The organism is Microcoleus sp. AT8-B5 (assembly GCF_036705565.1).
Taxonomy (GTDB): Bacteria; Cyanobacteriota; Cyanobacteriia; order Cyanobacteriales; family Microcoleaceae; genus Microcoleus.
Map to the genome: position 1 here is coordinate 142,214 of NZ_JAUBUY010000003.1, position 13,108 is coordinate 155,321.

A 13,108-nucleotide genomic window follows, 5' to 3' on the forward strand; every position below is an offset into this window, starting at 1 on the left:
GGAGAAAGCGGTGAGCTGACATCTATATATACAGGTACAATCTATTTGGTTGGTCACGCTCATTTAGACTTGGCTTGGCTGTGGCCTGTCCCGGAAACTTGGGAAGCGGCACAGCGAACTTTTGAGTCGGTATTGAAATTGCAATCGGAGTTTCCCGATTTGATATTCTGCCATTCAACTCCGGCACTTTATGCTTGGATAGAAGAACATCGGCCGGACTTATTTGCTGCGATTAAAAAACAGGTGGCGGCGGGTTGCTGGGAAGTTGTCGGCGGGATGTGGGTAGAACCGGATTTAAACTTGATTTCTGCTGAGTCAATGGTGCGGCAAGTTTTTTATGGACAGCGTTATGCAAAAGAAAATTTTGGGGAATTGATGCGGGTGGCTTGGCTACCTGATACTTTCGGTTTTGGGTGGCAATTACCTCAGATTTTGCGGCAAGGTGGAGTTGATTATTTTGTGACGCAAAAGTTGCGGTGGAATGATACAACGGAATTTCCCTACGGTGTGTTTTGGTGGGAAGGGTTGGACGGTACTAAAATATTTAGTATGATGTCTCCTCCCATTGGTGAAGGCATAGAATCTGTGAAAATGGCAAGTTATGCTTTTGACTGGCAAGCTAAAACTAATTTGCAAGATGCTCTTTGGTTGCCTGGAGTTGGCGACCACGGCGGTGGCCCGACTCGTGATATGTTGGAGGTGGCGAAACGCTGGAAAATGTCGCCTTTTTTCCCAAGGTTGGAGTTTGCGACAGCGGTTGATTATTTGTCTTTGATTGAGAGTCAGTTTTTGCCGGAAGTTGGGGAAAGTTCGCAGGAAAGTGATGTTCCAGAATCGGACAATCAGGAAAATTTGCGGGCGCGAGAATTGTCAAACTTGTCGCCAATCAAGGATGCAAATCCTCCCATCTCACAACTCAAAACTCTTCCCGTTTGGAAAGATGAACTTTATTTAGAATTCCACCGGGGTTGCTACACGACTCGCGCCGACCAAAAACGACAAAACCGCCGCTGCGAAGAATTGCTCTACCAAGCGGAGTTGCTGTCTTCGCTGGCAACGATTTGTACTGGTGCGGTTTATCCGAAATCTGAGTTAGAATCAGTTTGGAAACAAATTTTGTTTAACCAGTTTCATGATATTTTGCCCGGTTCTGCGATCGCCCCAGTCTACGCGGATGCTAATCTAGCTTTTGCTGAGGTCGATCGCACTTGTCGCGAAATCCTGCTACAATCTTTGGATGCCATCTCGGCTCAAATTTCTCTCCCTTCCCCTCCGCAGCCTGACGCTCAACCGATTTTGATTTTCAATACTCTCAATTGGCCGCGCTCTGAGGTTGTCGCCGTACCGCTTCCCGATTCCGCTGATTCCGCTTGGCAAATTTACGATTTTTCCCGACGGCGATTGGCTTCGCAGATTGTCAGGGGCGATCGACCGCAATCGCACTCTACACTGTTATTCTGGGCAAATAATATCCCCGCCGTTGGCTACCAGGTGTTTTGGCTGTGTCGCGAAGACGCTCAAACTGTGGATAATGCGTCCGCGAGTCCAGAAACCGAAAAAAAGACAGAGTTATCGAAACTTACATACGGTATAGCACAAAAAAACACACCTTGTCAAGAAACGCATTTTGCAGCCGCAGAAATGGTTCTAGAAAATGAATTTATTCGGGCAACAATAGACGGCAAAACTGGCAATTTATCGAGCATTTGGGATAAAGTAAATAACCGAGAAGTCCTGAATGCAGCAGGCGGCAATCAACTGCAAGCATTTCAAGACAGTGGCCAATATTGGGATGCTTGGAATATCGATCCAAATTATGAAAAACATCAACTACCAGCGCCGACACTCAAAGATATTTGTTGGATAGCACAAGGAGAAATACGGCAGAGTTTGCGGGTAGTCCGACAAATTGGCAAGTCGGAGTTTTGCCAAGATTATATAGTAGAAATAGGTTCGCCGCTGCTGAAAATCAAGACAGTTGCAGATTGGCAAGAAAGTCACGTTTTAGTAAAAGCAGCCTTTGGGTTAAATGTAGAAGCAGATTTTGCAACTTGCGAAATTCCCGGCGGTGCGATCGCACGCACAACCAAGCCGCAAACACCCGCCGCAAAAGCCAAATGGGAAGTGCCGATTTTGCGCTGGACTGATATCAGCAATGACGGTTTTGGAGTGAGTTTGCTCAATGATTGCAAATACGGTTGCGACCTTCAACCGAATCGAATTCGGCTGACTTTGCTTCGGGGTTCGACTTGGCCGGATGAACAAGCAGATTTAGGAGTTTCGGAATTTACTTGTGCAGTTTATCCCCATGCTGGAAATTGGCAAGAAGCCGACACAGTTCGACAGGGCTACGAGTTGAATTTACCACTGCTAGTAAAGGTGTTGCCCAAGTTAGAGAAAAATGACCACAAGACTCTGCCCGCAGTTGGCAATTTCTTGGATTTGTCCGCCGAAAATTTAGTGCTGATGGCATTCAAACAATCGGAAGATGATTCTAATGTGTGGATTTTGCGGTGTTACGAGTGTCACGGTGAAGAGGCAAAGTTGGAATTAAAGAGCGATTTGGGTTTGGCGATTAGTCAGCCTGTCGATTTATTAGAACAACCCATAAATTTGCCTCAGAATTCAGACGATGGGACAAGTTTCACAATATCGCCGTGGAAAATAGCCAGTTTTGCAGTAAATTTATCATTGCCAATGGAGAATAGTACCCCATCGGACATTTATCCAACCTTTTGAGACTTTGGGAACTTACTGCTAACAAAATTTGTCAACCTGCGCCAATTAGCTCTCACAACTTTCTTCTGATCTAAAATATGCAAAATTACGAACGCTAAAAATGTGTACGCCAGCCAAAAATGCAAACTCCTTCCCAAATCAACCATTGCGGAATTCTGCGGAAACACATCGGGTAAAACAATGCCGAAAAATTTCACATTGTTACTTTTGAAAGAGTTAGAAAAAAAGAAGCCTGTAACCGGAACTAGCCACATAAAAACGTACAAAGTTGCGTGCAAAGCAAAATTTTTGTACCATTCATTCGTAAACTTTGGCAGGCGTTTTGTATATTTTTTCCACCATACCCGCAACAGAGTTAAAATCCGCCAAGTCAGTAAAGCCATTGTCAGCACCGCTACGGATTTGTGAAAATCATAAAGGGGGCCTCGAATAAACAAGCCTCTCGGCAATCGAGCCATAAACATACCGCCAATAAACAGCACTAAATAGCAAGCTGACATCACCCAGTGTAAGGACATCAGTTGTTTGAACGCAGAATTAAGTCTGGGTTTCGCAGCGGGTTGGGTAGTCACTGTTCCTTGCCTCCTTAGCGTTTGCTGGACAAGATTAAGTATAAACTATAGGACTAAAGTCGGTGGCCGATTGTGCATTATAAGATTTACTTAACTTAAGTATTATAAATATTTATTAAACAGTCTAATTAATTAGATTCACCCTCGTCATTCCCAATACAAAACATCGTACTGGGGTCGATCGCCTCCCAAGCAGTTTTCAGGTCGAGTATCCCCAAAAGCCACAGCACTCATCTGACTCGATAATTGCAACCGCCGCCCGGTTCATCCGCAGCCCCGGCAAATATCCCAAACCGAATCCGAAGTAGGTCAGTCCGAATCTAGGTATTTGAGTGTTATCGTATATACTTAAAATCAGTGATTGCCGATTTTTTTATTGTCTAGGATGCTAAAAGTACAGACCGGGTAATTGCAGCTAAACCTGCTGGCATTGCAACTAGCGGGAAATATCGTCGGCAGACGGTCTACTAACTACAAACAAACACAGTGGTTGCATTGGGAAGCGAAAATCAGGGTGCTGGACAAGTGGTATTTTTGTTACAACTTGTAACTTTTTTCAAACAACAGGTTTAATTTAGTTTCACAAAAAAGTTAAATTCCAGAAAGTAAAATTAATTACAGTCGAGTTAAGCTAAAAGTGTTTGCTAAAAAAAGTAATTCAAGCAACCCCGAAACCAACTATTCTCACTTGCTCGACACAGAGGGCGAGTTCGCGACAGCAAAACTTGCGTGCAGCCAACAAGTCGAACAAGATTGGTATGGAACTCTCTACGAGAATTTTCCGGGCATTTACTTCGTTCTAGATGCTTTGGGAAGAGTTTTTTCGCTCAATCAATTCGGCGCGTCTCGCCTCGCCTACAAATCGCAGGAATTAATTTGTCATTCAATTTTTAACATATTTTACTGCCAAGAACAAGGCAAAATGCAGGCAGAATTTGCTGGATTGGCCCAGCCGGAAAACGGTACGTCAACTCCAAAAATTGCCTGTTGGGAAGGCTGCTTGACTTGCAAAGACGGCAAGATTATTAGGGTAAAAGCAACCGCGCGCCCAATGCCGACGGTTGATTGGAAAATAGAGGAAAATACTCATGGTCGTTCAATTGCCAATTTCCAACGGCCGGCTGTACTGTTAGTTTGCGAAGAAATTAAGGCCGCTTCGCAGTCACCCATGCCGCCCAACCAGAGAGGAAATTGGCGCAGTCCAACTTTGGCGATCGCAAAATTAGCCAAAAGTCAACTAAAAGAACGCCACAATATAGAAGACTTCATCCGCGAAGTAACAGAAACCGCTGTCAGTATTGTCAACTGCGATCGAGCCAGTATTTGGCTGTATGGCGAAGACAAAACGCAGCTTCACTGCATTGACCTTTACGAACAAAATACTAAACTCCATTCCGTACAAATAATCATCACAGCAGCCGACTGTCCGGCATATTTTCAAGCTTTAAAATCGGCAAGTGCGATCGCAACAGTGGCAGCAGAAAATGACCCCAGAACGCGAGAACTGGTCGGTCTTTATTTGCTCGATAGGGGCAGCACTTCTCTGTTAAACGTACCGATTGTGCTAGCAGGTAAAAGCTTGGGAATAGTCAGCGCCGAACGCCAGGGTTCGGACGGTGATTGGACGGAAGAAGAACACGAATTTACCCAAATATTAGCAGATTTTGTATCCTCAAGTTTGTCAGCTAGCGAAAAGTTAAAATTAGAAGCAATGCGGCACGAACAACAGCAAAACTTGCTAAGCCAATACTACGATCAACTAGAAGAAAGAGTAGAAAGACGCACGGCTGAACTCAAAAAAGCTAACCACAAACTGCAAAAAGAAATAATTAAAAGAAAACAAGCCGAAGCCGAACTACGCCTGCAGCAACAAGAACAGCAAATAATTTTTGATTCCGTGCCGGCGATGATTTGGCTCAAAGATACCGAAAGTCGCCTGCTGCGAATTAATCAAGCCGCCGCTGCATCGAGAGGTTTGCCCGCAGCTCAATTAGAAGGTAAATCTTTTTATGAAATCTATCCAGACGAAGCAGAGCAATATTATTTAGAAGATTTGGAAGTAATCAATTCCGGCGTTCCCAAACAGGGGCAAGTCGAACTACTGCCAACAGCCTCTGGTCAAAAATGCTGGGTGCGGACAGATAAAATACCTTACCGCGATGAAACCGGTAAAGTCGCTGGCGTCATCGTGTTTGCCGTAGATATTACTGATTTAATTAGAGTCGAAAAAGAACTGCGAGAATATCGCGATCGCCTCGCACAAAAAGTTGAAAAACGTACTGCTATGTACAGGCAAGCCATGACCGCTTTGTACTCGGCAAATACGCAATTGCAACAGTTAATTAACAACAGCTATTCCTCTGGGGAAAATGGCAGCAGCCAGTCAGCAGCACGCTTGCTTGAATGCGAAGCTTATTTTGAAGCAGTTGCCGTGGCTGACCGCGACACAATTTTGAGCGTCAGCAGCAATTTTGCCCAACTTTTCGGTTACGAACCTGCGGAAATGGTGGGAATGAGCTTGCTGGAACTACTGTCGCCGAAATCATACAAACAGGCGTCGCAAATGATTTCTGCAGCCAGCAATACAGTCTGTGAAACTATTTTTCTCAAGCGAGATGGAACTGCTTTTCCTGCTGATGTTCGCAGTAAATTCGTATTTTGGGAAGGTCGTTTAGTCCAGGTGAAAGCAGTCCGAGACCTCACGGAACGCAAATTGCTCGCAGCAGAATTAGAGCGATCGCGCTCTCTGCTGCACGCTACCTTAGAAGCAACGGCAGACGGCATTCTCGCCGTTACTACCGCCGGAGAAATGATTAGTTATAACGAAAAGTTAGTTCAAATGTGGGGAATTTATGAAGAAGTTAGAAACTCAATGGATAGAACGCTGCGACTGGCATTTCTCACGAAGCAAGTGAAAGATCCGAGGGCTTTTTTGCAGAGAGTTAAAGAATTTTATAGCGATGCGGAGTCGGAAGGTTGCGATATTCTAGAGTTTAAAGACGGCCGCTCTTTTGAGCGCTATACGCAGCCAATTCGAGTCGGACAAAATATTATTGGCAGGGTGTGGCGCTTCCGGGATATTACCTCTCGCGAAAAGGTGACGGCAATGTTGGGAGATTCTCAAAGACGCTTTCGGGCAATTTTTGATTCTTCTTTCCAATTTGTGAGCTTGTTGAAACCGGACGGCACTCTGCTGGAAGCTAACCAAACTTCTCTGGATTTTGCGGGAATTAAGCTACGGGATGTGGCAAATAAACCGTTTTGGCTGTTGCCTTGGTGGGGAGATTCTGAGAAAGTTCAGGAACAGTTGCAAGAGGCGATTTCTCGATCGGCAAAAGGTGAATTTGTCCGCTATGAAGTGGAAGTTCAAGGTGTAAATCGGACGGCAACTGTTGATTTTTCTCTCAAACCGGTCGCGGATGAAACTGGCAAAATAGTATTGTTGCTGCCGGAAGGTCGGGACATTACTCAAAGTAAGCAAGCCCAAGTCGCGCTGCGGCAACAAATAGAACGGGAACGCCTGATCGGGCAGATTCAATCGCGCATTCGTTCTTCTCTGGATCTCCAAGATATTCTCAACACTACAGTAGCGGAAGTGCGGGAGTTTTTGGCAACCGATCGCGTGCTGGTTTTCCGCTTCCGACCCGACTGGAACGGAGATGTGGTGGTGGAGTCGGTTGCAGAAGGATGGATGCCACTCAAGGGGATGGGAATTGACGATTGCTGTTTTGCCAATACTTACATCGGACAGTATTTAAAGGGTCGCATTCGCGCCATAGAGGATATTCATGCTTCTAATTTGAGCGAGTGTCATCTTAATTTTTTGGAGACTTGTCAGGTGAAGGCAAATTTGGTAGTGCCGATTGTCCAGCAGGGCATAGAACCTAGGGAAGGTAACAGTTCTTGTCAAGTGCCGAAGTTGTGGGGTTTGCTGATTGCCCACCACTGTTCGGCACCCCGCCAGTGGCAGCAGTTTGATGTGGATTTGCTGAGTCAGTTGGGTACTCAAGTTGCGATCGCGATCGAACAATCTTTACTTTACCAGCAGCTAGCTGCTGCCAACCAGCGACTGGACGGGTTGGCGAATTTGGACAGTCTGACTCAACTAGCTAACCGCCGCCGTTTTGACGAGGTGATCAACCGAGAATGGGAGCAGTCGAGTTCTTCGGAACCGCTATCTTTGATTATGTGTGACATTGATTGTTTTAAACTTTACAACGACAATTACGGCCACCAAGCCGGGGATGCTTGTTTGCAGCAAGTGGCGCGGGCGATCGGGGATGCTTGCACAAACGCACCCGCAGAGCGCCTTTATTTGGCTGCTAGGTACGGGGGCGAGGAATTTGGGGTAATTTTGCCAAATACGGATGTCGTGGCTGCACAGGCTGTTGCTGAGGGAATCCGCAGTCGCGTCAAAGCTTTGGCCATTCCCCACATCAAGTCTGTTGTCAGTGATTGTGTGACTCTCAGCATGGGAGTTGCGGGTGTTTCGCCAAGTCAAAATTCCCCGAAAATGTTGATTGAAGCGGCGGATAAGGCATTGTATCGAGCTAAGTCTGGCGGGCGCGATCGAGTGGCTATTAATGAGTAATCAGGTTATTTTAGATTTGAGATTTTAGATTTTGGAATTACTGATGAAGCTGCTGGTTTGGAGCTTGTCTGCTGTGGCATTCTTTTTTGAAACTGGTGTTACTAAAAAAGCGATCGCCCTAACTGGCATAAAGTTAGTGCGATCGCGGTACTATGAATCAGCTATTTATCTATCAAACTCTGCGCGGATTTTTTACGCATTTCCACTGATTTTTTTACAAAACTTTACCGTGAGTAGCGTACAAATATCCAAAAACCACGTTTCTCTACCCGATGTCTCTTTTTTTATTGAACCGCAGAGGACACAGAGAGCGCAGAGGAAGAGAAAAGAGCAAGGAAGGAGTTCGCAATTGATTGGGGATTGCTATAGCAATTACTCACCTATTTCGCTAACAGTTTTTGAAACACCTTATACATATCCTCGGCTAACTTTTTAGGATTCCACAAAGGTGCGAGATGTTCTGGCTGCTTAGATTTTACTAAATGCTCTTTCACCGCATTTCTGAAACCAGCATCGCGGCCAAACTTAACTCCCCACTGCGTATATTCTTCCCAACTCCACGCCGCACCAACATCAACATTTGCACTTTTGAGGAAAGCGTAACCCATCCGCGAAAGATATTGGTCGCCGGATCGAGTTACCACTGGCAAATTCGCCCACAAAGCCTCTAAGTTGTGAGTCCCGCCGTTGTAAGGATAGGAATCTAAAAGCACGTCGGCTACATAATAAATAGCCCGGTGTTCTTCTTCACTTCTGGTTTGCCCTATAAACTTAATCCGACCAAAATCTACTCCTTGAATGTCGCATTCTTCGCGGTAAGTGCTGTGAATAATATCGGGGTCGCCTTGACCTTTGCGGATTAACACACTATCTGGTACTTGCTTGAGGATTTGAACTTGAGCTCGTACCATTTCGGGATTGGTTTTTCTACCGGGCGCAACGCACAAATAAGTCATTTGCTCTAAGCCAATTCCGAGAGCGTTTCTAATCGCCTCTCGATTCACAGGAATGCTTTGCAGTGCGCCAATTGCTACCGAACCTGCAGGCAATCTTACTAACTTTTCTAAGTAATTTTTTTCAACACCTGGGGGGTGAGTGTGTTCGTCGCACAGAAAGTAGTGATTATCTGAAATGTAGGGTGCGTCAAATCCCAGCCAAGAAACGCAAATTCCCGCAGGATATTGATACAGCACTTCGACATTTGTTGGCACTGTCATCGAGTCTAAGTCGATTAAAACATCCAAGTTGTCTTGCGCTACTTCGGCGAATATTTCACCGCCATCAGCAAAGCCGTTTGGATATTTTTTAGGCCAGTAAAACTTGCCTGCCATGTCTTCAAACCGCTGCGTAACTTCATCTCGGTGGAGTTTCCCGGTGACGTAAAGGTGAACGTGGGGGGTGATGTGGCTTAATTCGCGAATTAAAGCTTCGCTGCACCAGCCTACTGAGTGGCGGCGGAAGTGTTTGGAAAGGAAGCCGATTTTTAAAGGACGCTGTTCTTTTGTTTGGTACTTGGCTAGGTTGCTTCTGTTAATATCCTGGCGCTTAGGAACGGCTTTTTGGTAGTATTCTTTGGCAATTAGTCTGTAGAAATTGGCATTTTTTTCGCGGTTGTCTCTCAGGTGAGAAACTGCAAACAGGAAGATTTCGTAGAGCAGTTTTAGTTCGATTGTGGTAAAAGTTTCGACCTTTTCGTAGCAGAGTTTTTCGATTTCTTCGAGTTTCTGAATTGCCTGTTTGCTGACACCTGATTGCAGGTAGGAAAAGACGTAGGCTGTAGCTGACATGACTGGGGCGACATCGCCGCAGTTTTCGCAGTATTTGTCGGCTACGCTGCGGGCTCCGGCGAGGTTGGTGGAATGGCTTAGCAAGTCGCACAGTTGTTGGTAGGCTTCGCTGTATTTGGGGTTGCATTCGATCGCCTTTTCAAATTTGGCGATCGCCTCCAAGGGCTTATCTTGTTTTTGAATGTGCCCCATGCGACAGTAAACCTCTGCCCAATTCGGTTTTAATGCCAAAGCTTGCTGATAGCTGGCTAAAGCTTCTTCCAGCCGCCCCTGCATGGAAAAACAACTGCCGAGGTTAGCGTGAACTTCGGGCCAGTTGGGCTTGATTTTCAGAGTGTTTTGATAATTAGTAATCGCTTCTTCGTACTTGTTTTGCTGTAAAAAAGAGTTGGCTATATTGAAGTGCAGAACTTCTAAATGCGGCTTTAAAGCTACAGCTTTCTGATAGTAAGCGATGGCGGCGTCGAGATTGCCTTGTTGCGATCGCGCGCTGCCGATGTTACCGTAGGCTTCGGCCCAATCCGGTTTAATGGCGATCGCTCTTTCGTAGCTTTCGATGGCTTCCTCGCGCTTTCCTTGGCCCAAAAGTCGATTACCTAAGTTAAAGTGGAAGTCTGCACCGACTAGCTGCGGGTTGAGCTCGGATGTTCTTTTAAAACAGGCGATCGCTGCTTCGATGTTGCCGTGTTGGTGATATACTTTCCCTAAGTTCCAGTGAGCTCCCGCTAAATCAGGACTCAGGGCGATGGCTTGCTGATAATGGGCGATCGCTTCTTCCAAACGCCCCAATTTGAAATACATACTGCCAATATTGGCGCGCACTTCCGCAAAATTTGGCTGCAATTCTAGGGCTTGAGAATATGAACGAATGGCAGCTTCAGTTTTGCCTACTGCTTGCAAGGCATTGCCTAAAGTGACGTAAGCATGGATGAAATCCGGTCGAATTTTTATCGCTTGCTGACAAGCTGCGATCGCCTCTTTAATTTTACCTTGAACTAAAAAGTTTTCTGCCAGTTTTTTGTAATGTTCTACTTCTTGAAAATTGGCAACTTGTCCGGCATCGGGAACATTTAACGATGTAACTTGTTCGGAAAGTTCGGCGGGATTTGTAAACGGAGTATTTAAAGTCTCAGTGGTTGGTGCTGGCGGCAAATTGAGGCTCGAAGGCTGCAAGCCGTAGCCTTCATCTTTGTTGACAGATACTGTTTGCGATTCCCCTAATTCTGTTTCTAATTCGATAAAGTTGCTGTCAGTAGTTGCCCGCTCTTTTTGTGCGATTAAACTCGCTAATTTCTCAGCAGCGGTGGCATCTTCCGGTTGCTGTTGCAGCACTTTTTGATAGCAATTAATTGCTGCATCTAACTTTCCTTGCTGCTGCAAAACGCTTGCCAGCATCATATTGACCGAACACAATTGAGGATTAATTACCAGAGCTTTTTGGTAATAATTCCCCGCCTGTTCCAATTGCCCTAACTTGTAATACATACTGCCAAGATTCGCGCTAGCTTCGGCAAAATTCGGCTGAAATTTTAAAGCTTGCAAGTAAGCTTCAATGGCCATTTCCAGCTTGTTTTGACTGTGCAAAGCATTGCCCATTGTCAAGTAAGCAGGAGCAAAAGTGGGTTGAAATTGAAGAGCGACATTACAAGAGGCGATCGCCTTTTCAAATTCTCCTTGCAAAACATAAACTTCCGCCAACTTTTTATGAACTTCTGCATCTCCTGGATTAAACTCTAAAGCTTTCTGATAGTTATCGATTGCGCCACCGAGATCGCCTCGATCTTTCAGCCAATTCCCCTTTTGAAAATAATCTCTCACTGCCTCTAAACCTACTAAAGAATTCCCGATCATTTGCTCTGCCACTCTTACAGGTTTTACACTAATACTATTCAGCCATTCTAGCCACTGTCGGGAACGCACAGACCAAGTACACCCTCGATTTCTATATTCTACCTGCTGTCTCCGATGATTTTCAGCAGTGGCGCCGCCCGCACCCGTGCCATCATTTAAAACTCCGACTACGGCCTCTGAAAACCGCCTTGTATATCCCTCCCAATCTGGTTTACCTGCCCGCTTCTAATTACTTATCAATGCAAAATTTTCCACCCCTGACATGGAAACTAGACGGGCAAATCCAGCAGTTGTTTCCGGCAAAGCTGCCAATTCACTCGTCACAATCCGGCAACTGCAGGCCATCGCCTCCATCGCGACAATAGATGACGTTTCCAAACAGGTATTCGAGTAAGCTAAAACCGCCACTGAACGCAGTTGCCGGACGAGTTCGGGTTGCGGTACGGAACCGACGTACTCGACGCCTTCTGTTTCCTGGCACTGGCGGTAAAGTTGACAAAAAAAAGCTGGTTATCATTGTCGTATATTTGGTGTACTTTCATGCTTTAAAATAGTTGAATCTGGTTATGGAAACAGATTGACGAATTTCGAGATCGAGAAATCAGATTTTCATTGTGGCAATTATCCACCGATTTGTGAACTAGATTTTTTTATTTAACCGCAGAGGACGCAGAAGGCGCAGAGAAAAAAGAGAGAAATTCCCAATTGAAATAATTTGCCAGTTCCCTCTCTTCATCTTCTTCCTCTCTGCGTTCTCTGCGCTCTCTGCGGTTAAATAAATCCATAATAAATGGTATAATCTTAAAACTATTAAGGAGTACCGAACATGACCACAGAACAAGATCCCGTAAAATTGATGAAACAGCAAGTCGGCTTTGCTGCCGCCGATCGCGTAAAATCTGGTATGATTGTCGGACTCGGCACCGGGTCAACTACAGCTTATACTATTCAAGCATTGGGCGATCGCATAAAATCCGGTGAACTCAAAGATATCAAGGGAGTGCCGACATCTTTTCAATCAGAAGTGTTAGCCAAACAGTACGGAGTACCGCTGACAACACTAGATGAAATTGACAGAATAGATGTAGCTATTGACGGCGCTGATGAAGTAGATCCCCACCTCAACTTAATTAAAGGTGGCGGCGCAGCCCACACCCGCGAAAAAGTAGTCGATTACCTCGCCACTCAATTTATTGTAGTAGTTGACAGTTCCAAAATCGTAGATAAATTGGGTTCGACTTTTCGCGTGCCCATCGAAGTTATACCCATGGCATTAACACCAGTGATGCGCGCCATTGAAAAAATGGGCGGCAAACCCGAACTCCGCATGGGTGTGAAAAAAGCAGGCCCCGTAATTACCGATCAAGGTAATATGGTAATTGATGTCAAATTTGATGACATTGCCAACCCCGGAGAAATGGAAAAAAGCTTGAATAATATTCCCGGTGTCTTAGAAAATGGTTTGTTTGTAGACTGTACAGATTTGGTGTTAGTCGGGGAAATCCAAGACGGAAAACCAGTAGTACGGGAGATTTCTAAATAGTCAAAACTGCCCCAGTGGTGGTCAA

The 13,108-nt window shown here is 45.4% G+C and carries 6 protein-coding genes; 3 read left to right on the top strand and 3 right to left on the bottom strand.

Annotated features, from left to right (window positions below; genetic code table 11):
- A partial coding sequence (locus QUB39_RS03490) for an alpha-mannosidase (protein ID WP_333209697.1) occupies positions 1 to 2,739 on the top strand: 2,739 nt, incomplete at its 5' end.
- Here the strand turns inward: QUB39_RS03490 and QUB39_RS03495 are convergent.
- Entirely contained in the window at positions 2,724 to 3,311 is a 588-nt protein-coding gene (locus tag QUB39_RS03495; RefSeq protein WP_333209699.1) for a cytochrome b, read from the bottom strand. The genes QUB39_RS03490 and QUB39_RS03495 overlap by 16 nt on opposite strands.
- A gap of 637 nt (positions 3,312 to 3,948) precedes the next feature.
- On the opposite strand from QUB39_RS03495, the gene QUB39_RS03500 reads away from it, so the two are divergent.
- Positions 3,949 to 7,902: a PAS domain S-box protein gene (locus tag QUB39_RS03500; protein ID WP_333209701.1), complete on the top strand. Its 3,954-nt coding sequence runs from the start codon at positions 3,949 to 3,951 to the stop codon at positions 7,900 to 7,902.
- A 380-nt stretch (positions 7,903 to 8,282) separates the two neighbouring features.
- On the opposite strand, the gene QUB39_RS03505 is transcribed toward QUB39_RS03500, so the two are convergent.
- On the bottom strand, positions 8,283 to 11,609 hold the full coding sequence (locus QUB39_RS03505) for a tetratricopeptide repeat protein (protein WP_333209703.1): 3,327 nt from the start codon (positions 11,607 to 11,609) through the stop codon (positions 8,283 to 8,285).
- A 156-nt stretch (positions 11,610 to 11,765) separates the two neighbouring features.
- Positions 11,766 to 11,957 (bottom strand): hypothetical protein, encoded by a 192-nt coding sequence (locus QUB39_RS03510; RefSeq protein ID WP_333053151.1) that lies wholly within the window; start codon positions 11,955 to 11,957, stop codon positions 11,766 to 11,768.
- A 409-nt stretch (positions 11,958 to 12,366) separates the two neighbouring features.
- Here QUB39_RS03510 and rpiA point away from each other — a divergent pair, with 409 nt between their 5' ends.
- Entirely contained in the window at positions 12,367 to 13,083 is a 717-nt protein-coding gene (gene rpiA / locus QUB39_RS03515; protein WP_333053065.1) for a ribose-5-phosphate isomerase RpiA, read from the top strand.
- The last annotated feature ends 25 nt before the right edge of the window (positions 13,084 to 13,108 follow it).

Excerpts from the sequence above, each read along its gene's own strand:
- rpiA (WP_333053065.1), top strand. The coding sequence starts at position 12,367 with ATGACCACAGAACAAGATCCCGTAAAATTGATGAAACAGCAAGTCGGC.